Here is a 19,273-nt window from a genome sequence, read left to right as displayed (position 1 = left end):
CAAGAGCCCCCGAAGGGGCCGCAAGACAGGGAGACCTCTACCGTGAACGGCAAACCGGTCATCGAGGCCAGGCATCTCGACCTGACCTTCCAGACCAATGATGGCCCCGTGCAGGCGCTGCGCGACGTCAATCTCGACATCCACAAGGGTGATTTCGTCAGCTTCATCGGCCCCTCGGGCTGTGGCAAGACGACCTTCCTGCGCTGCATCGCGGCCCTTGAAACCCCCACGGGCGGCAAGCTCTCGGTCAACGGCATGGCCCCGGACGAGGCCCGCCGGGCCCGCGCCTATGGCTATGTCTTCCAGGCGGCGGGCCTTTATCCCTGGCGCACCATCGCCGGCAACATCCGCCTGCCGCTGGAGATCATGGGCTTCTCCAAGGCCGAACAGGCCGAGCGCGTCGAGAAGGTCCTGGACCTGGTCGAGCTTTCGGGTTTCGGCAAGAAATTTCCCTGGCAGCTGTCGGGGGGGATGCAGCAACGCGCCTCGATCGCTCGGGCGCTTGCCTTCGATGCCGACATCCTGCTGATGGACGAACCCTTCGGCGCCCTGGACGAAATCGTCCGGGACCACCTGAACGAAGAGCTGCTCAAGCTCTGGGCGCGCACCGGCAAGACCATCGGCTTCGTCACCCACTCGATCCCCGAAGCGGTCTATCTGTCGACGAAGATCGTGGTCATGTCGCCGCGCCCCGGCCGGATCACGGACGTCATCGAAAGCCCGCTGCCGAAGGATCGCCCCCTCGACATCCGCGATACGCCGGAATTCCTGGAAATCGCCCACCGCGTCCGCGACGGGCTGAGGGCCGGCCATGCCTATGACTGACCTGAAAGCCCCCGCTGCGGCCCGGAGAACGTCGGGCGCCCTCCGTCCCCCGGTGCCGCCCCGCGGTTGGGGTGAAGACGCGGGCTCTCCTTTCACCTTTCGCGGTCATCGGCATGCCTGCCTGTACCGCCCGAACAAGAGAGCCGATAATCCTTTCATCTTTCTAAAAATATGCACGTCGCACCAGCTGCAGGAGGCACGACATGCATATTTGGGGAAAGATGAAACCAGGAGGGCGCGCCCATGACCCGGACGATTTTTCCCGTCGTCGTGGTCGTGGCGGCGATCATGGCCTTCTGGTACGCGGCCTGCATTCCGATGAACATCGGCTTCGCCCTGCAAACGGCCGAACGCCATGGGGCCACTGTCAGCCCCGAGGGGATTGCCGCGCGGCGCGACATGTCGGCCTTCGTGCTGGCAGCGCGCAATCCCGCGCAGTGGGCGCTGACCTGGGACCAGCAGAAGCCGCGTTTGCCCGCGCCGCACCAGATCGTGCAGGAGTTGTGGAAAACGACCATCGACGTGGCGCCGACCTCGAAGAAAAGCCTGGTGTTCCATGGCTGGGTGACGCTGAGCGCGACGCTGGCCGGTTTCGTCATGGGCTCGGTCGGGGGGATCCTGCTGGCGGTGGGCATCGTGCACAGCCGCGCCATGGATATGAGCGTCATGCCCTGGGCCATTGCCAGCCAGACCATTCCGATTCTGGCGATCGCGCCGATGATTATCGTGGTGCTGGCCTCGTTCGGGATCCAGGGCCTGATGCCCAAGGCCATCATTTCCGCCTATCTGAGCTTCTTTCCGGTCGTGGTCGGCATGGTGAAGGGGCTGCGCAGCCCCTCGGCGATGGATCTGGACCTAGTGCGGACCTGGAGCGCCACCCAGTCGCAGGCCTTCTGGAAACTGCGGCTGCCGGCTTCGGTGCCCTATCTGTTTACCTCGCTGAAGGTTGGCGTGGCGGCAAGCCTTGTCGGCACCATCGTGGGCGAGCTGCCGGCGGGCGGCGGGCAGGGGCTGGGGTTCCGGCTGCTGGCGGGCAGCTACTATGGTCAGACCGTGCAGATCTGGTCGGCGCTGCTGGCCACCGCGATCCTGGCGGCCGGGCTGGTGGCGCTGATCGGGGTGCTGGAACGCGGCACGCTGAAGCGCATGGGCCTGGCACGATGAGCAGGAAGGAGAGCTGAGATGGGACTTGTCGTAGCAGCCATCGTCCTGTGGGGCGTCGCGTGGTATCTGAACGTGCGGCTGGCGAACGGGCCGGCGCGGGGCAGCCGGGCCGTGCGCCTGGCGGTGCCGGTGATCTTCGGGCTGACGCTGATCGGCATGTGGGAGATGCTGGTGCGGGGCCTTGGCGTGCCGATGGTGGTGCTGCCGCCGCCCAGCCAGATCGCGGTGAAATTCTCGGCCTCGTTGCCGATCCTGTGGACCGATTTCGTGCAGACCTTCGTCAAGGGCGTGCTGTCGGGCTATGTGATCGGCTGTGCGGCGGCCTTTGTCGTGGCCATCCTGGTGGATCGCAGCGATTTCCTGAAGCGCGGCGTCATGCCGGTGGGGGCCTTCGTGGCCGCCCTGCCGATCGTCGGCATCGCGCCGATCTTCGTCATGTGGTTCAACGTCGGCCCGTCATCGAAAGCGGCCGTGGTCGTCGTCATGGTCTTCTTCCCGATGCTGGTGAACATCACCGCGGGCCTTCAGGAAACCAGCGCCATGCAGCGCGACCAGATGAAGACCTGGGCCGCAAGCTATTGGCAGGGCTTCTGGAAGTTGCGCCTGCCGGCCGCGATGCCCTTCGTCTTCAACGGGCTGAAGATTTCATCGACCCTGGCGCTGATCGGCGCGATTGTGGCCGAGTTCTTCGGGTCGCCCATTGCGGGCATGGGCTTTCGCATCTCAACATCGGTGGGGCAGCTGGCGCTGGACATGGTCTGGGCCGAGATCGTCGTCGCTGCCCTGTCGGGATCGCTTTTCTACGGGGCGCTTGCGCTTGTGGAACGCGGGGTGACCTTCTGGCACCCGTCTCAACGAAGATAGTCCCTCCGGAAAACGGGGACCAACTGGGAGAATGAAGATGAAGACTTGGATTGTCGGGGCGCTGGCGCTCGGGGCATCGAGCGGGATGGCACAGGCGGCCGATCACGTGACGCTGCAGCTGAAATGGGTCACCCAGGCGCAGTTCGCGGGCTATTACGTGGCGCAGGACAAGGGATTCTACAAGGACGAGGACCTGGATGTCACCATCAAGGCCGGCGGTCCCGACATCGCCCCCGAACAGGTGATCGCCGCCGGCGGTGCCGATGTGATCACCACCTGGATGGCGGCGGCGCTGGCCGCGCGCGAACGCGGCGTGCCGCTGGTCAACATCGCCCAGCCCTTCAAGAAGGGTGGCCTGCAGCTGACCTGCCTGAAAAGCGCCGGCATCGAAAAGCCCGAGGACCTGGCCGGTCACACCCTGGGCGTCTGGTTCTACGGCAACGAATATCCGTTCTATGCCTGGATGGCGCATCTGGGTCTGAAGACCGATGGCAGCAAGGATGGCGTGACGGTGGTCAAGCAGGCGTTCTCGGTCGATCCGCTGATCCAGGGGCAGGCTGACTGCATCTCGACCATGACCTACAACGAATACGGCCAGGTGCTGGATGCGGGCTACAAGCCCGAGGAGCTGACCGTGTTCAACTACCTCGACATGGGCTTCGGGATGCTGGAGGACGGCCTCTACGTCAAGGAAGACGACCTGAAGGATCCCAAGTTCGACGACAAGATGGTGCGCTTCGTGCGGGCCTCGATGAAGGGCTGGAAATACGCCGAGGCGCATCCCGATGAAGCCGCCAAGATCGTCATCGACAATGACGAGACCGGTGCGCAGACCCTGGAGCACCAGGAATACATGATGAAGGAAGTCGCCAAGCTGACCGAAGGGTCGAACGGCGCGCTGGATCCGGCCGATTACGAGCAGACCGTGAAGACGCTGCTGTCGGCCGTGTCCGAGGACAACCCCGCCATCACCAAGGAGCCGACCGGCGCCTGGACGCACGAGATCACCGACAAGGCGCTGAAGTAAGCGCCTGGGGGAACGGTAAGGGAAAGGCCGGGCCGGGTGCCCGGCCTTTTTCGTCGGGGCGGATCGCCACCCGGGCCGGTCGCTGCCTTTGGCGGCGGCCTGTGGCAATGGCCGAAATCGGGTGGTTCAGGCAGAGGCGACCGAGATGGCTGCGGGCAGCTCGGGCGGGAGGGGGCCTGCCAGGCGGGCCACCAGAAGCTGGCGCAGTTCGCCTGCGATACGGGCCGGTGCGTCCTGCAGCAGGCCCGCCCGCGCGGTCAGCACGATGCGCCGTTCCAGCGGCGGAAAGGGCAGCGGCAGCAGGTCGAGGTCGGGCAGCAGGGTCCGGGCGCGGATCAGGGCCAGGGGCGGCAGGATCGTCCAGCCGGTGCCGGCGCGCACCAGTTCCAGGATGGCATGATAACTGTCGAGCTCGAACCGGTGGGCGAGGCGCAGGTTCTGCTGCGCCAGGTGGGTGGCGATCAGCCGGCCCATGTAGTGGCGCGTCGTGTAATGGATCAGTGGCAGGCGCTTCAGCGTGTCGAGCGGCCGGGCACCGGGGGCCACGGCGCCGCGTGGCGTGGCGGCGATGAAGCTTTCGGTCAGGATCGGATGAACCTCGGCCCAGGGGGCGGGGGGCGCCAGCTCGGCCGCCAGGATGATGTCGAGCGCCTCGGCCTCCAACTGGTCATAAAGCAGATGGCTGGGGCCGGTTTCCAGCAGAAAGCGGGCATCGGCAAAGACCTCGGCCATACGGATCAGTAGGGGAGGCGTGATTTCGGCGTCGAAATCCTCGATCATGCCCAGGCGCAGGCGCGTCAGCGCGGGCGAACCGGTAAAGGCAAGTTCGGCGCGGGCCTGGGCGGCCTCGTTCAGGATCGACTGCGCGCGGCGGCGGAAGGCCTCGCCCTTGGGGGTCAGGACCATCGGCCGGGCGCTGCGATGCAGCAGCGTGACCCCGAGCGCGGTTTCCAGATTGCTGAGCTGCTGCGACACCGCCGAGGGGCTGGCCCCCAGGCGCCGTGCCGCGGCAGAGATCGAGCGTTCCTCGGCCGTGGCGACGAAGACCTCGATCCCCCACAGGGTGATGCGGCCGGGGGCGGCCGTCATCTCAGCTGAGCTTGGAGAGCTTCTGCTGCAGTTCCGCCAGTTGCCGGCGGATCTGGCCAAGGTCATCGCCAGCGGCGTCGGTCTCGGCCTTGTCGGGGGCGCTCCAGCCGCCGGTGAAGCCACCGGTCATCGCCTTCAGGAAGGCCTGCTGCTGCGCCTGCATGGCGTCGAACCCGGGCATGTTCGCCATCATCGGGTTCACCGTCTTCATGTTTTCCATCATCTTCGACTGGCCGTCGCGCAGCATCTCGAAGGAGGCCGCCAGGAACTGCGGCACCACCGATCCGGCATTGGTGGTGTAGCTGCGCACCAGGTCGGTCAGCACGTTCAGCGGCAGGACGTTTTCGCCGCGGCTTTCATGCTCGGCGATGATCTGCAGCAGGTATTGGCGCGTCAGGTCGTCGCCGGATTTCAGATCGACGATCTGGACGTCACGGCCTTCGCGGATGAAGCCCGAGATATCCTCGAGAGTGACATAATCGCTGGTCTCGGTGTTGTAGAGACGGCGCGAGGCGTAACGCTTGATGAGAAGCGGGGACTGGTTGTCTGCCACAGGCTTTCCCTCCAGAAGATGCAGCGATGCAGCAGAGCCTAGAGGACCGTTCCGCAAAAGGAAAGCGCGACGACACCCACAGGGACAGCTTGTTTGCTGCGGACAATGCTGCGTCGCAGCATAGTATCCGCCTGCGTATGGCCGGCAGGGCCGGTCGCTGGACAGCAAAAAGGGCGGGTCCGAGGACCCGCCCTGCTTGATCGCGCCCCGATCTTGGGGGGGAGGAGCGTGGGGCGCTGAAATTCCGGGTCGGGGGGCGGGGGGATCCAGGCCCCGCCCCCCGAGCAGATCAGCTTACTTGGCCGCGGCTGCGGTGGTTACCTTCTTGGCGGTCGCCGAGGCGTCCTTGGTGGCCTTCTGCATCATGGCCGATGCTTCTTCGGACATGTCCTTGCCGGCGGCCATCATCAGCTCGACGGTGTCGGTCTGGACCTTCTTCGCGATCTCGGCGAAGGCGGCCATGTTCTCGGCCGACATCTCGGCATAGGCCGATGCGAAATCGGTCATTGCCTTGGCGTAGTCGGCGGGCTCGGCCTTGGCCTTGGACAGGTCGGTCATCTTGGCCAGCGTGTCCTTGGTCCATTTGGTCGACAGGTCGGTCGACTTGGTGGCGGCTTCCAGAGCGACAGCCGAGAGCTTTTCGCCCAGGGTTGCCTGCGTCTTGAACGCATCTTCCATCGCCGTGGTGTCGACGGGGAAGGCGCCCATGAAGTCTTTCATGATTGCGGTGAAGTCCTGGGTCTTTGCCATTAGTCCATCCTCTTCTGGCAGCAGGTGGAGCGGGTGCTCCTCCTTAATTCCGTTAATCAGAGTATGAATGCTGCAGTGCAGAAAATCAAGATTTTTCTGCGTTGCAGAATGTCACAGGGGGAACGACCGTGTTTGCAGGCATTTCTGTTGCTTATCAGGCAGGCAGAGCCGCCCTTACGTAAGTTCCGGGGGCCGGTGCAAGCGGGGGATGAGTCGCATCGCCCGGTTCTCGCGCGGGAATCATCCGGCCCGAACGGCCCGACAGCCAGGCCTCCCACCGGGGCCACCAGGACCCCTCGTGGAAGTCGGCGCCGTCCCACCAGTCCTGCGCGGTCTCGGGCAGGGCGGGGTTGACGTAATGGCCGTACTTCTTCTTCGAGGGCGGGTTGACGATGCCGGCGATGTGGCCCGACTGCGAGACGATGAAGGTGCGGTCCTTCGAGGAGGTCTTCATCAGACCCGCGTAGGAGGCCCGCCAGGCGGCGATGTGATCCGTCTCGCAGGTGATCGAGAAGATCGGCAGGTCGACATCGGAGATGTGCAGCCGCTCGCCGAACATCTCGATGCCGTCGTTCACGAACTGGTTCTTCTGGCACAGCAGCCGCAGGTATTCGGTGGCCATGCGGGCGGGCAGGTTGGTGCCGTCGCCGTTCCAGAACAGCAGATCGAAGGCAGGCGGCGCCTCGCCCATCATGTAGGCACGGATGGCGGGGCGGTAGATCAGGTCATTGGCGCGCAGGAACGAGAAGGTGCGCGACATGATGAAGCTGCGCATGATGCCTTCTTCCTGGACCTCGTTTTCGATCGCATCGACGAAATCGTCGGTCAGGAAGGGGGTGAATTCGCCCTGATCGCCGAAATCGGTCAGCGTGGTGAACAGCGTCACGGACTTGATCGACTTGTCGCCGCGCTTTTTCATCAGCGACAGCGTCAGGTTCAGCATGGTGCCGGCGATGCAGTAGCCCACGACGTTGATCTGCCGCTGGGCGGTGATCTGCTTGACCTGGGCGATGGCGTCCAGGAAGCCCTCTTCGATATAGGCCTCGATGCCCATGTCGCGGTAACTGCGGTCGGGGTTCACCCAGGACACGACAAACAGCGTGTAGCCCTGTTCGGTGATCCAGCGAATCAGGCTGTTCTTTTCCTTCAGGTCGAGGATGTAGAACTTGTTGATCCAGGGCGGGAAGATCAGCAGCGGCGTGGCATGGACCTTTTCCGTGCGCGGGGCGTATTGGATCAGCTCCAGCAGGCGGTTGCGGTAGACGACCTCGCCCTCGGTGGTGGCGATGTTGCCGCCCACCTCGAAGGCCGCTTCGTCCGACAGGCGCACCAGCATTTCGCCGTGGTTGTGCTCCAGGTCGTTGACCAGGTTCTCAAGGCCCTTGATCAGGCTTTCGCCATCGGTCTCGATCGCCTTTTCCAGCGCGTCGGGGTTGGTCGCCAGGAAATTCGTCGGCGCCATCATGTCGACGATCTGCTGGGTGAAATACTTCAGCCGCTTCTTCTCGACCGGGGCCATGTCGCCGGCATCCTCGACCGCCTTCGAGATCGCCGCCGCATTCAGCTGATACTGCTGCTTGATAAAGTTAAAATACGGATGATTTTTCCAGATCGGGTTATCAAAGCGGCGATCCGCCGGGCCAAGATCCGCCGGTGCGATCAGCTTGCCGGTGGCCAGCGCCTGCTGGGCCTCCAGGAAATGCTTTACCGAGGCGCCCCAGTAATCCAGCTGATGCTCAAAGATGCGGGCCGGATTTTGGATCATCTCTGCCCAGTAAGCCCCTGCGGCACGTGCAAAAAGTGCCGGATCGGGGCCGTTCAGGCCGGGGTTGGCCGCGTGGCGTTCCTTGACCGCGCTCAGCAGGCGTTGCTGAAGCGCTTCCACGCGGGTCAGGTTTTCGTTTAGTTTTTCCAGATGTTTGGGGGGTGAGGACGTTTCGCCTCGGGTGTCTTCGGTTGTCATATTCATGATTCCCCCTTATTTTCTGCTCTGCAGCATGAGACCTCTGCCCCTGTCGCCGTCTCTCTCTGGCGCGGACACCGGTATGGGATCCAATGCATCGAAACCGCGGGGGAAAGCCCCGCAAACAGGAGACGGCAATGCGTTTCTTCCCAAGCTATGACCTTATGGAGACTGTGCGCAATACCCAGCAATGGATGGGATCCTCTGCGCTCAGCCTCGCGTCCTACCCGGCCTTCGCGCTGGTGCCGAACCCGGCGCTGACGCTGATGGCGGCCTGGGGCGAGGTCACGGAACGCGCCTACAAGCGCATGGTCGCCAAGCCTGACTGGGGTATCCATTCGGTTCTGTGCGAAGACGGCCGCGATCACCTGGTCAGCGTCGAAAAGGTCGTGGAACGGCCCTTCGGCGATCTGATCCACTTCCATGTCCAGGACCGCGACGAAAAGCTGCGCAAGGTGCTGCTGGTGGCGCCGATGTCCGGACACTATGCGACCCTTCTGCGTTCGACCGTGGTGTCGCTGCTGCCCGACTGCGAGGTCTACATCACCGACTGGCACAATGCCCGCGACATCCCCGTGTCCGAGGGCAAGTTCGACATCGAGGATTACACGCTCTACTGCGTCGATTTCATGAAGGAACTGGGGTCGGACGTGAACGTCATCGCGGTCTGCCAGCCGGCGCCGCTGGTGCTGGCCGCCACCGCCTATCTGGCCGAGATCTTCCCCGAGGCGCAGCCCTCGACGCTGACGCTGATCGGCGGCCCGATCGACCCCGATGCCACCCCGACCGAGGTCACCGATTTCGGCAACCGCATCTCGATGGGCCAGCTGGAGCAGATGTCGATCCAGACGGTGGGCGCGAAATACAAGGGCTTTGGCCGGCAGGTCTATCCGGGTCTGCTGCAGCTGACCTCGTTCATCTCGATGAACCTCGACCGGCATTCCAAGGCCTTTACCGACCAGATCTTCCGCGTGGCCCGTGGCGAGGCGACGGACCTTGATCCGCACAACCGCTTCTATGATGAATATCTGGCGGTGATGGACATGACGGCCGAATTCTACCTGTCCACGGTGGAACGCATCTTCAAGGACAGCGAGATCGCCCAGAACCGCTTCACCATCAACGGCCACCCGGTCGACATCGGCAAGATCACCGATGTGGCCGTGAAGACCGTCGAAGGCGAGAAGGACGATATTTCCGCGCCCGGTCAATGCGTTGCGGCGCTGAAGCTGCTGACGGGCCTGGCCGAAAGCAAGAAGGCCAACCACCTGGAGCCCGGCGCCGGCCACTATGGCATTTTCGCGGGTTCGTCCTGGCGCAACAACATCCGCCCCCTGGTGCTGGAGTTCATCGACCAGAACGCCCGCAGCCCCAAGGCCAAGCTGACCGCCGTTCCCTGATCCTTCGGGGAAGGCGCAAAGGGGGCGTTCCGGGCGACCGGGGCGCCCCTTTTCATGCCCGCGCTCAGATCAGCAACGAGGCCGCGCCTTCGTGGCGCAGCAAGGCGACCTTGGTCTCGATGCCGCCGGCGCCGGAAAATCCGCCCAGGCCCCGGGTGCCCATGACCCGGTGGCAGGGGATCAGCAGGGGCAGGGGATTGTGGCCGCAGGCCTGGCCCACCGCGCGCGCCGGGGCCTGCAGATCGCGCCCAAGATCCCCGTAACGCCGTGTTTCGCCGAAAGGAATGGCGGCGATCTGCTGGCAGACCTGGATCTGGAAGGTCGATCCCGAGACCTTCAGCGGCAGATCGAACCGCCTCAGCTCTCCGGCAAAGTAGGCGCGGATCTGAGCTGCGGCATTCTGCAGCAGGGCCGTGGATGCCTCAATCCCGGGCAGGCCCCAGCCGCTGCGGGTCAGCATTCCGTCGGCTTCCTCGATCCAGAAGCGGCCGGTGGGGGTGTCCAGACTGAAAACGGGCATCTCAATCCTTTCGAAGGGAGAATCGTTCATAACGCGATCCGCTGCGAGGGGCGATGGCCTCTCGCGGCAGGCGGGCCTTTGCGCCCGGGTGGGCTTTGCCCCCAAGCGGTGGGGCAAATCGGATCGACATGGCGGCGCGACCCTCGCGCTGTCCTGAATTTCGCTGCGGTGCAGCGTAAATCTGTGCAATTTTCGCCATTGCGGCGGGAAAGCACGGGTCGTGTTCATCTTTTGGAAAGGCAACAGGCGGACTCTGTCTGTATCGAGCCATGCCGAGGTGCAGGGATCTGCACTGGTACAGACAGGAGTACGCCAGATGATGACGGATGCGATTTCATCCTTCCGCCCGGCCGCTCCGACAGAGGTTCGGCCGATACCGGTCGGTGCGGTATCTGCCGGGACGACCCTGTCGGATCCGGGTGGTCACATGCCGCCCGTGGCGGCCACCACCCGGACCGAGGCCATCGCGCTTCAGCCCCTGCCGGTGCCCGAGCGCCGGCCACAAAGCATTGCCCGCCCGACTTCCTCGGGAGAGGAAACCGTGGCGGTCCCGCTGGAGCAGGCGATCGTGGAATCCGATCAGGGCAGCAGCGGGCGCCCTTCGGGTATGGACCGGATGTCCCTGTTCCGCGGCCTGGTGGCCGAGGCCGAGGCCAACGGCACAAACATCCCCGGCGGCAGCTCGCGGCTTTATGTCATGGTGCAGCGCCTCTTTTCCATGGTTCAGTCCCACGCTGCCTGAAGAAGCGGTCCCGGCCTTTGGACCTGCCGTCAGATGCGGATCGGAAAGCCGGGCCCTGGGCTGGCCCGGCTTTCCCGTGCGCTGAACGGACTGGCACATCCGGTCCTGATCCGGTCCTTCGAACCGGTATCCTGATCCCGGCATGAATACGGGCAGGATTTTGAACACGGTCCCGGAAATGATCCCCGAAATGATCGCCAAGATGATCCCAGACAGGCAAACGCCCGCCCCGGGATCCGGGACGGGCGTTTCGGTGCGATAGGGGCCCGTGATCAGGCCAGTGCGTCGTCGCAGCGGCCGCAGACGCCCGCATGGGCATGGTGGCCGACGTCGGGCAGGATCTTCCAGCAGCGCTGGCACTTCTCGCCCTCGGCCTTTTCAAAGACCACCGCCACGCCTTCGACTTCGGGAAGGCGGAAGGCTTCGGCCGGGGCGGGGGTGTCGGTCAGTTCCAGCGCCGAGGTGATGCAGACATCGGCGAAGGACACGTCCTTCAGCGCGGACAGCACATCGGCATCGGCCAGGTGCACCACCGGGGCTGCCTCCAGCGAGGCACCGATGACCTTCTCGACCCGCTGCTTTTCCAGCGCTGCAGTGACGACCCGGCGGGCCGAACGCACCTTGGTCCATTTCGCCGCCAGGGCATCGTCGCGCCAGTCTGCCGGGGTCTCGGGGAAGTCGACCAGGTGGACCGAACCGTCCTCGGCCGGGTAGCGCTCCAGCCAGACCTCTTCCATGGTGAAGACCAGCACCGGCGCCAGCCAGGTCGTCAGGCGGTGGAACAGCAGGTCCAGCACGGTGCGGGCGGCCTTGGCGCGGGCGGTCTCGCCGTCGCAATAAAGCGCGTCCTTGCGGATGTCGAAGTAGAAGGACGACAGCTCGACCGTGGCAAAGTTGAACACCGCCTGGAACACGCCCTGGAAGTCGAAGCTGCGGTAGCCTGCGCGCACGGTCTCGTCCAGCTCGCTCAGGCGGTGCAGCACCCAGCGTTCCAGCTCGGGCATGTCGGCGGGCGCCACGCGGTCTTCCTCGCGGAAATCACCCAGCGAGCCCAGCAGGAAGCGCATGGTATTGCGCAGCCGGCGATAGCTGTCGGCGACACCTTTCAGGATCTCGGGACCGATGCGCTGGTCGGCGGTGAAATCGACCTGGGCAACCCACAGGCGCAGGATGTCAGCGCCGTACTGCTTGATGACTTCCTCGGGCACGATGGTGTTGCCCAGGGACTTGGACATCTTGTTGCCCTTCTCGTCCAGCGTGAAGCCATGGGTCACCACGTTGCGATAGGGCGCGCGCCCCAGGGTGCCGCAGGCCTCCAGCAGGGACGAGTGGAACCAGCCGCGGTGCTGGTCGGTGCCTTCCATGTAGACATCGGCAATGCCGTCCTGGGTGCCGTCGGCGCGATCACGCAGCACGAAGGCATGGGTCGAGCCGCTGTCGAACCAGACGTCCAGCACGTCATCGACCTTGGTCCATTCGTCGGCGTTGTAGCCCGCGCCCAGGAAGCGTTCCTTGGCGCCGTCCTTGTACCAGGCATCGGCGCCCTCGGCCTCGAAGGCCTCGGCGATGCGGGCATTGACGGCCGGATCGCGCAGCAGGAAGTCGGGATCGGTCGGCAGGGCGCCGACCTTGGTGAAGCAGGTCAGCGGCACGCCCCAGGCGCGCTGGCGCGACAGCACCCAGTCGGGCCGCGACTGCATCATCGAATGCAGGCGGTTGCGGCCCGATTGCGGCGTGAACTTGACCAGGTCCTCGATGGATTTCAGGGCGCGGGCGCGGATCGTCTCGCCATACTCGTCCTGGTCGTCGCCGACCTTGCGGTCGATGGCGGCGAACCATTGGGGCGTGTTGCGGAAGATCACCGGCGCCTTGGAGCGCCAGGAATGCGGGTAGGAGTGCTTGATCTTGCCGCGCGCCATCAGCCCGCCGACTTCGATCAGCTTGTCGATGACGGTCTTGTTGGCATCCCCCTCGCCGCCCTTGCGGTTCAGGATGTACTTGCCGCCGAAGAAGGGCAGGTCGGCGCGGAAGCCGCCGTCATCCATGACGTTGTAGGTCAGCACCTGCTCCAGCATGCCAAGGTCACGGTAGAGTTCATATTCCTCCATCCCGTGGGAGGGCGCGCAATGGACGAAACCGGTGCCTTCCTCGTCGGTGACGAAGGGCGCGGCGCGGAAGTCGCGCAGGTCATCCCATTCGCCATTGCCGCCTTCGGCACCGGCGAGGGGGTGTTGCAGAGACAGCTTTGCCAGTTCTTCGGTCGGCACGTCGCGCACACGGGTCCACTGGTCGTCGTTCAGCCGCGCCTTGGCAAAGGTCTGGGCCGCCAGCTTGTCGGCCAGCAGGTATTTCTCGCCCACCTTCAGCCAGCATTCCTCGGGCGTGCCGGTGACCTCGTAGAGGCCATAGGCATAATCGGCGCCGAAGACGACGGCCTTGTTCGAGGGGATCGTCCAGGGGGTGGTGGTCCAGATCACCACATGGGCGCCCTGCAGGTCGTGGCCTTCGTTCGCGACCTTGAATTTCACCCAGATGGTGAAGCTTTCCTTGTCGTGATACTCGACCTCGGCCTCGGCCAGGGCGGTCTTCTCGACGGGCGACCACATGACGGGCTTGGAGCCCTGGTAGAGCGTGCCGTTCATCAGGAACTTCATGAATTCCTCGGCGATGACGCGCTCGGCATGGAAATTCATGGTCAGGTAGGGATCGGCCCAGTTGCCGGTGATGCCCAGGCGCTTGAATTCCTCGCGCTGGATGTCGACCCAGCCCTCGGCGAACTTGCGGCATTCCTGGCGGAAGTCGACGATGTTCACCTCGTCCTTGTTCTTGCCCTTCTTGCGGTACTGCTCCTCGATCTTCCATTCGATCGGCAGGCCGTGGCAGTCCCAGCCGGGGACATAGCGCGCATCATGGCCCATCATCTGGTGGCTGCGCACGATCATGTCCTTGATCGTCTTGTTCAGCGCGTGGCCGATGTGCAGGTGACCGTTGGCATAGGGAGGGCCGTCATGCAGCGTGAAGGGGCTGCGGCCCGTCTTCTCGCGCAGGCGCTCGTAGACGCCGATGCGGGCCCAGCGGTCCAGCCAGGCGGGCTCGCGTTGGGGCAGGCCCGCGCGCATCGGGAAATCGGTCTTCGGCAGGTTCAGGGTGTCTTTGTAGTCAGGCGTCTCGGCGCACATCTTTTCGATCCGTTCAGGCTCGGTCATGTCTGGAAGAGTGGCGGCGCGGTGTCCCATACGCCTTTGCCCGGCAGCTCAGATATCAGAGCGCCGGGCATGTAATTCGAATGATGATGGCGAAGTGAAATCGGGTCATCATGCCGGGGCTTCTACACCCGGTCCGCGCAACCGTCCAGAGCCTCGCCCCTGCAGATGTCGGGCCGCCTCCGGCGGGAGTATTTATGGTCAGATGACATGGAAAATCGCGCCAGGCCATGCGGCGCCCTTTCGGCACCCGATCGCGGTCCGGTGTCAAAAGGAGGCCGCGCGGATCCGGGCGCCGTGGTTCTTTCATCTGGCCATAAATACTCCCGCCGGAGGCGGTCTGGCGCCTGACAGGGGCGGTCAGCTTTCCCTGGTGCCGAAAAGGCCCGTCAGGGCGCGCTGGATCACCTGGGCGACCTTTGGGCGGCGCGTCGGAGAGAAGGGCATCGGGCGGCAGACCTCCATCGCGGCGACGCCGACGCGGGCGGTGAGGGCGCCGTTGACCACGCCTTCGCCGAAACGGCGCGACAGGCGCGACAGGATCGTGCCGCCCAGCACCGAATGCACCAGGTCGTCGCCCACCGCCACGGCGCCGGTGGCGACCAGGTGTGTCATCACCGCCCGCAGCAGCCGGAGCGAGCCCAGCGTGCCGGAACGGCCGCCGTAGATCTCGGCGATGCGGCGGATCATGCGGATGTTGGCAGAGAGCGCCGTGATCACGTCGGCAAAGGCCAGCGGCACCAGCGCCGTCACCGTGGCGACACGGCGGGCGGCGGCCTCGGCCTCGGCGCGGGCGGCGCGGTCGAGGGGGACCAGCAATTCGGTTTCGGTCAGGGCCAGAAGGGATGTCGCGTCGAGCTGTTCGTCGAGGCGCTCGGTCAGGCGAGTGATGCCCCAGCTCTGGTCGGCGCGGCCGGCATAGAGCGCCGTCAGCGCGCGGGCATGGGCGCGGGCGCGGGCCAGATCGTCGAGCGATGCGGCCTCCTCGGCCATCGTGTGCAGCCGGTCGACCCGCGAGAGCCGGGCGAAGGCCGTCAGCTCCTTCACCACGATGGCCAGCGTCACCAGCGCGAAGGCCAGGATGAGGGCGCTGACCAGCCAGCCCAGCCAGGGCGTGGCGGCGATCAGCCCGGTGGCGAAATTCCAGGCCGCGGCCGAGGCCACCACCCCCACGAGTGCCAAGAGCAGCGACCAGAACCAGCCCGTCAGCCGCGAGCGCCTGCGTCCCGCCAGCAGCGCCGCCGTCTGCAGGCCGGTGCGGGCGGGCGTGTCGTCTTCGTGCTCGGGGATGGGGGGGGCAAGGTCGGGGGCGGCCGGGGCCTCGTCCAGCTCGATCAGCACCGGGGCGGGGGGCTTGCGGGGGGTGTCGGTCATGCGGGCGCGTGCTCCGGGGTGGAATGCCAGATCATCAGCACCTCTGGCAGGGCTTCGTCATTGCCGCTGCCATCGCCATAGCCTGCGGTGGCAAAGCCATGGGCGGCGTAGAAGCGGCGCGCCTCGTGGCTGGCGGCGGGCGTCCAGAGCGCCAGCCAGTCGGATTGCGCCTGGGCCTCGCGCATCAGGATGCGGCCCAGGCCGCGGCGACGGGCGCGTTCATGGACGTAGAGCGCCAGCACCTCGCCGCCGATGCGGGCGATGAAGGCGCAGGGACCCCGGGCGTCGCGGATCAGCCGCACCGCGCCGCGCAGCACCAGCCGCGTCAGCAGCGCGATGTCCTGGGCGTGCGAGCGCGCCCTGGGCATCCAGGATGTGCGGCGGGTGAAATTCCACAGAACCCGCGCCAGGGCGGGAATGTCCCGGGTCCGGGCGCGTTCGATGCGAGGGGGGCTCACAGCTTGTCTCCGATCAGGAACTGGGCGGCGCGGTCCAGGCGGATGTGCGGCGGGCCTTCGCCCGGCTTCAGCGAGATCACCGCGGGGGCAAAGTTCATCAACTGGTAGTCGCCGTCCAGCCATTTCTCGCCCGAGAGGTAGCCGCGGGTGATCCGGGCGGGATCCTCGGGCAGTTCTCCGGGATAGAGCGCTGCCTGGCGGCCGTCGAAAAGCCGCCCGCGCACGCACATCAGATCGGTCCCGCCGTGGCGGCGGGTTTCCTCGACCGTGGTGCGCAGCGAGGCCAGCGACAGCGCCTGGGTGCGCGCCCCCGCGAAATCCGCGCGCGAGGCCGCCTGGGCCACCAGCGCCTCCAGGATTGCGGTCAGGCGGGCGTGCTGGGCGTGGTGCAGGTGATCGGCCTTGGTGGCCGCAAACAGGATCCGTTCCACCCGCTTGCCCAGCAGCAGCCGCGACAGCCAGGCGTTGCGGCCGGGGCGGAAGGCGGCCAGGATCCCTTCCAGCCCGCGGTTCAGGTCCTCGACCGCAGCGGGGCCGGCGTGGATGGCCGAAAGCGCATCCACCAGCACCACCTGGCGGTCGATGCGGGCGAAATGGCGGCTGAAGAAGGGGCGCACGACGCGGGCCTTGTAGGCATCATACCGGCGCTCCATCTCGCGCCAGAGGCCGCGGCGGGGCGGATGCGGTTCCGTCAGCAGCGGCACGAAGGTCAGCACGGGCGAGCCCTCCAGATCACCCGGCAGCAGGAAGCGGCCGGGGGTCACGTCCGACAGGCCCGCCTTGCGCGCCTCTGCGAGGTACTGCGTGTAGCCGCGGGTCAGGGCCTGGACCTCGGGCTCGGCCCAGGTCTCGCGGCCGCGCATCGCCTCAAGTGCCGACAGGCTGCCCGTGGCCTGGGGGCGGGTGCGCATCCGGTTCAGGACCTCTTCGGACCACTGGGCATAGGATTTCTCCATCAGGCCCAGGTCCAGCAGCCATTCGCCGGGATAGTCGATGATGTCCAGATGCACCGTGCGCGGGCCGCCGACGCTGCCCAGCAGCCCGGTGGGGCGGACGCGGAAGCTGATGCGCAGCTCGGAGATCGAGCGCGTGCTGTCGGGCCACCAGGGCTGCGGGCCGGTCAGCGCGGCCAGATGCGCCTCGTAGTCAAAGCGGGGCAGGGTGTCGTCGGGCTGGGGTTGCAGATAGGCGGCCAGGATCCGGCCATCGGCCTGCGCCACCAGCCCCGGCATCCGGGCGCGGTTCAGCAGGTTCGCCACCAGCGAGGTGATGAAGACCGTCTTGCCCGCCCGCGCCATGCCGGTGACGCCCAGCCGGATCACGGGTTCCAGGAAGGCTTCGGACAGCTGGTCCCCCACGCTTTCGATCTGCCGTGTCAGCCCGTCGGCCAGCGAGGTGATGTCCAGTGCCAAGCGCAAATCCTGCCGTCTCGAAATCCGTATCCCCAAGATAGAGGCCGCAGTCCCGGTTTCCAAGACGAAGGGATTGCGGGCGGCGGGTCTGCATCGTAGATCGCGCTCATGCCACGCTATGCCCTTCAGGTCGAATATCACGGAGCCCCCTTTGCCGGATGGCAGAGGCAGGCGGATCAGCCCTCGGTCCAGGGGGCCATCGAGGCCGCTCTGGCCCGGTTGGAGCCGCGCGAACACACCATCGCCGCCGCCGGGCGCACCGATGCCGGGGTGCACGGGCTGGGGCAGGTCGCCCATTGCGACATGGACCGGGACTGGGATCCGTTCCGCCTGTCCGAGGCGCTGAACCACCACCTGAAGCCCCTGCCGGTGGCCATCGTCAACGCGGCGCGGGTCGATGACGACTGGCACGCGCGGTTCTCGGCGCTGGAACGGCGCTACCTGTTCCGCCTGCTGATGCGCCGCGCGCCCGCGACCCATGACGCCGGGCTGGTCTGGCAGGTCAAGCATCCCCTTGATGCCGCGGCCATGCGGGCGGGGGCGGCCTATCTGGTGGGCAATCACGATTTCACCACCTTCCGCAGCTCGATCTGTCAGGCGGCCTCGCCGCAGAAGACGCTGGACGAGATCCGCATCGAGGAGGTCACGGGCACCTCCGGCCCCGAGCTGCGTTTCCATCTGCGGGCCCGCAGTTTCCTGCACAACCAGGTGCGCTCCATCGTCGGCACGCTGGAGCGCGTCGGCTGCGGTGCCTGGGCGCCCGAACAGGTCCGCGACGCGCTGCAGGCGAAGGATCGCGCTGCCTGCGGGCCGGTCTGCCCGCCGCAGGGGCTTTACCTCTCGGGGGTGGGCTATCCGCAGGATCCTTTCGCGCCAAGGGCTTGACAGGCGCGGCCGCCGCCTGACCCTGTGGCTGACCCAGACCGGAGCCCGCCATGACCGCCGATTTCCCTGTCCTTGATCTGACAGCCTTTGCCGCAGCCGATGCCGAAACCCGCGCCCGGATCGGCGCCGAGGTCGACCGCACCTGCCGGCAGACGGGCTTTCTGGCGGTGGGCAACCATGGTGTGCCGGCGGATGTGATCACAGATGTCTGGACGCAGCTTTCGGCCTTCTTCGACCAACCCCAGGCCGCCAAGGACGCGCTGCGCCCGGGGCCCGGCCAGCCCTATGGCTATCTGGGCACCGGCACCGAGGCCTTGGCGAAATCGCGCGGCGAGGACACGCCCCCCGACCTGAAGGAAAGCTTCAACGGCGGGCCGCTGGCGCCGCCGCCGGGGGAAACCGATCCCGATGCGCTGGCCTTTTGCTATGCGCCCACCCCCTGGCCTGACGCACCGCAGGGCTTTCGCGCCGCCTGGAGCGCCTATTACGCCGCGATGGAGGATCTGGCCGCCCGCATCATGCAGGTCCTTGCCGTGGCGCTGCATCTGCCGCAGGACCATTTCGCGCCCTTCATCGACCGGCCGATCTCGGCGCTCAGGGCGCTGAACTACCCGGCGCAGGACCGCCCGCCGCTGGAACGACAGCTGCGTGCCGGGGCGCATACGGATTACGGATCGCTGACCATCCTGATGCCCGAACCGGGGTCCCGGGGCCTCGAGATCCTGACGCCCGAAGGGGACTGGCGCCCGGTGCCGCCGGTCGAGGGCGCCTTCGTGATCAACATCGGCGACCTGATGGCGCTCTGGACCGGGGGGCGGTGGGTTTCGACGCTGCACCGCGTCGTCACCCCGCCCGAGGCGGCGGCGCGGCGGCGCATGTCGCTGGCCTTCTTCCACCAGCCGAACTGGCACGCCCGGATCACGCCTTTGCAGGGCGAAGGCGCCGCGGGCGTGCTGTCGGGGCCCTATCTGATGGGCAAATTCGCCGCTGCGAACGGCTGACGTTGCGTTGCTGCGACGGCGCGGCGGGGCGGCTGCGTAAAAG

At 66.1% G+C, this 19,273-nt stretch carries 17 protein-coding genes; 8 read left to right on the top strand and 9 right to left on the bottom strand.

The features are described 5' to 3' along the window. Positions 1–42: 42 nt before the first annotated feature. The 4 genes from AC2ITM_RS11535 (at position 43) to AC2ITM_RS11520 (ending at position 3,880) form a co-directional block, all read left to right on the top strand. Complete coding sequence (locus tag AC2ITM_RS11535; protein ID WP_486466793.1) at positions 43–825, top strand: ABC transporter ATP-binding protein; 783 nt, start codon at positions 43–45, stop codon at positions 823–825. Between the two features lie 243 nt (positions 826–1,068). Beyond that, the gene (locus tag AC2ITM_RS11530) at positions 1,069–1,989 is read left to right on the top strand and encodes an ABC transporter permease (protein WP_486466792.1); all 921 of its coding nucleotides are present in this window, start codon (positions 1,069–1,071) and stop codon (positions 1,987–1,989) included. An 18-nt stretch (positions 1,990–2,007) separates the two neighbouring features. After that, positions 2,008–2,853 carry an ABC transporter permease gene (locus tag AC2ITM_RS11525; protein ID WP_486466791.1) on the top strand — a complete coding sequence of 282 codons (846 nt, stop codon included), beginning with the start codon at positions 2,008–2,010 and terminating at the stop codon, positions 2,851–2,853. Positions 2,854–2,890: 37 nt separating this feature from the next. After that, complete coding sequence (locus AC2ITM_RS11520) at positions 2,891–3,880, top strand: ABC transporter substrate-binding protein (RefSeq protein ID WP_486466790.1); 990 nt, start codon at positions 2,891–2,893, stop codon at positions 3,878–3,880. 126 nt (positions 3,881–4,006) lie between these two features. On the opposite strand, the gene AC2ITM_RS11515 is transcribed toward AC2ITM_RS11520, so the two are convergent. The 4 genes from AC2ITM_RS11515 to AC2ITM_RS11500 all read right to left on the bottom strand — a co-directional run bounded on the left by AC2ITM_RS11515 (position 4,007) and on the right by AC2ITM_RS11500 (position 8,235). Next, complete coding sequence (locus AC2ITM_RS11515; protein WP_486466789.1) at positions 4,007–4,969, bottom strand: LysR family transcriptional regulator; 963 nt, start codon at positions 4,967–4,969, stop codon at positions 4,007–4,009. A 1-nt stretch (position 4,970) separates the two neighbouring features. Further along, positions 4,971–5,522, bottom strand: a complete 552-nt coding sequence (gene phaR, locus AC2ITM_RS11510; RefSeq protein ID WP_486466788.1) for a polyhydroxyalkanoate synthesis repressor PhaR — start codon at positions 5,520–5,522, stop codon at positions 4,971–4,973. 294 nt (positions 5,523–5,816) lie between these two features. After that, positions 5,817–6,272, bottom strand: coding sequence for a phasin, PhaP (locus AC2ITM_RS11505; protein ID WP_486466787.1), 456 nt, complete (start codon positions 6,270–6,272; stop codon positions 5,817–5,819). Between the two features lie 154 nt (positions 6,273–6,426). After that, positions 6,427–8,235, bottom strand: a complete 1,809-nt coding sequence (locus tag AC2ITM_RS11500) for a PHA/PHB synthase family protein (RefSeq protein ID WP_486469423.1) — start codon at positions 8,233–8,235, stop codon at positions 6,427–6,429. Between the two features lie 137 nt (positions 8,236–8,372). Between AC2ITM_RS11500 and phaZ the strand changes: the two genes are divergently transcribed. After that, positions 8,373–9,635 (top strand): polyhydroxyalkanoate depolymerase, encoded by a 1,263-nt coding sequence (gene phaZ, locus AC2ITM_RS11495; RefSeq protein WP_486466786.1) that lies wholly within the window; start codon positions 8,373–8,375, stop codon positions 9,633–9,635. A gap of 64 nt (positions 9,636–9,699) precedes the next feature. Here phaZ and AC2ITM_RS11490 read toward each other — a convergent pair whose 3' ends face one another. Continuing rightward, entirely contained in the window at positions 9,700–10,155 is a 456-nt protein-coding gene (locus tag AC2ITM_RS11490) for a methylated-DNA--[protein]-cysteine S-methyltransferase (protein ID WP_486466785.1), read from the bottom strand. Positions 10,156–10,582: 427 nt separating this feature from the next. Here AC2ITM_RS11490 and AC2ITM_RS11485 point away from each other — a divergent pair, with 427 nt between their 5' ends. Beyond that, a complete protein-coding gene (locus AC2ITM_RS11485; RefSeq protein ID WP_486466784.1) occupies positions 10,583–10,897 on the top strand; it encodes a hypothetical protein in 315 nt (104 codons plus the stop codon). Between the two features lie 272 nt (positions 10,898–11,169). Here AC2ITM_RS11485 and ileS read toward each other — a convergent pair whose 3' ends face one another. From ileS to AC2ITM_RS11465, 4 genes are all read right to left on the bottom strand, one after another. Continuing rightward, a complete protein-coding gene (gene ileS, locus AC2ITM_RS11480) occupies positions 11,170–14,076 on the bottom strand; it encodes an isoleucine--tRNA ligase (RefSeq protein WP_486469422.1) in 2,907 nt (968 codons plus the stop codon). Positions 14,077–14,460: 384 nt separating this feature from the next. Continuing rightward, positions 14,461–15,474 (bottom strand): YcjF family protein, encoded by a 1,014-nt coding sequence (locus tag AC2ITM_RS11475; protein ID WP_486466783.1) that lies wholly within the window; start codon positions 15,472–15,474, stop codon positions 14,461–14,463. Then, positions 15,471–15,932: a GNAT family N-acetyltransferase gene (locus tag AC2ITM_RS11470; RefSeq protein WP_486466782.1), complete on the bottom strand. Its 462-nt coding sequence runs from the start codon at positions 15,930–15,932 to the stop codon at positions 15,471–15,473. The genes AC2ITM_RS11475 and AC2ITM_RS11470 overlap by 4 nt, the downstream gene beginning before the upstream one ends. Further along, positions 15,929–17,338 (bottom strand): YcjX family GTP-binding protein, encoded by a 1,410-nt coding sequence (locus AC2ITM_RS11465; protein WP_486469421.1) that lies wholly within the window; start codon positions 17,336–17,338, stop codon positions 15,929–15,931. Before AC2ITM_RS11465 ends, AC2ITM_RS11470 begins: the two co-directional genes overlap by 4 nt. A 114-nt stretch (positions 17,339–17,452) precedes the next feature. Here AC2ITM_RS11465 and truA point away from each other — a divergent pair, with 114 nt between their 5' ends. Both truA and AC2ITM_RS11455 read left to right on the top strand, forming a co-directional pair. Beyond that, entirely contained in the window at positions 17,453–18,229 is a 777-nt protein-coding gene (gene truA, locus AC2ITM_RS11460; protein ID WP_486466781.1) for a tRNA pseudouridine(38-40) synthase TruA, read from the top strand. Positions 18,230–18,279: 50 nt separating this feature from the next. Then, positions 18,280–19,230, top strand: a complete 951-nt coding sequence (locus AC2ITM_RS11455) for an isopenicillin N synthase family dioxygenase (protein ID WP_486466780.1) — start codon at positions 18,280–18,282, stop codon at positions 19,228–19,230. The last annotated feature ends 43 nt before the right edge of the window (positions 19,231–19,273 follow it).

The sequence above is a fragment of the Pseudooceanicola sp. NS-SX9 genome, assembly GCF_057380705.1.
Note: the sequence above shows the minus strand (reverse complement) of the source record. Positions and strands in the feature narration are given on the sequence as shown.

What these genes read in the sequence shown, in the direction of transcription:
- AC2ITM_RS11525 (WP_486466791.1), top strand. Translation starts at nt 2,008, where the DNA reads ATGGGACTTGTCGTAGCAGCCATCGTCCTGTGGGGCGTCGCGTGGTAT.
- AC2ITM_RS11455 (WP_486466780.1), top strand. Translation starts at nt 18,280, where the DNA reads ATGACCGCCGATTTCCCTGTCCTTGATCTGACAGCCTTTGCCGCAGCC.
- AC2ITM_RS11505 (WP_486466787.1), bottom strand. Translation starts at nt 6,272, where the DNA reads ATGGCAAAGACCCAGGACTTCACCGCAATCATGAAAGACTTCATGGGC.
- truA (WP_486466781.1), top strand. Translation starts at nt 17,453, where the DNA reads ATGCCACGCTATGCCCTTCAGGTCGAATATCACGGAGCCCCCTTTGCC.
- AC2ITM_RS11500 (WP_486469423.1), bottom strand. Translation starts at nt 8,235, where the DNA reads ATGACAACCGAAGACACCCGAGGCGAAACGTCCTCACCCCCCAAACAT.
- AC2ITM_RS11475 (WP_486466783.1), bottom strand. Translation starts at nt 15,474, where the DNA reads ATGACCGACACCCCCCGCAAGCCCCCCGCCCCGGTGCTGATCGAGCTG.
- AC2ITM_RS11520 (WP_486466790.1), top strand. Translation starts at nt 2,891, where the DNA reads ATGAAGACTTGGATTGTCGGGGCGCTGGCGCTCGGGGCATCGAGCGGG.
- AC2ITM_RS11490 (WP_486466785.1), bottom strand. Translation starts at nt 10,155, where the DNA reads ATGCCCGTTTTCAGTCTGGACACCCCCACCGGCCGCTTCTGGATCGAG.
- ileS (WP_486469422.1), bottom strand. Translation starts at nt 14,076, where the DNA reads ATGTGCGCCGAGACGCCTGACTACAAAGACACCCTGAACCTGCCGAAG.
- AC2ITM_RS11485 (WP_486466784.1), top strand. Translation starts at nt 10,583, where the DNA reads ATGCCGCCCGTGGCGGCCACCACCCGGACCGAGGCCATCGCGCTTCAG.
- phaZ (WP_486466786.1), top strand. Translation starts at nt 8,373, where the DNA reads ATGCGTTTCTTCCCAAGCTATGACCTTATGGAGACTGTGCGCAATACC.
- AC2ITM_RS11515 (WP_486466789.1), bottom strand. Translation starts at nt 4,969, where the DNA reads ATGACGGCCGCCCCCGGCCGCATCACCCTGTGGGGGATCGAGGTCTTC.
- AC2ITM_RS11530 (WP_486466792.1), top strand. Translation starts at nt 1,069, where the DNA reads ATGACCCGGACGATTTTTCCCGTCGTCGTGGTCGTGGCGGCGATCATG.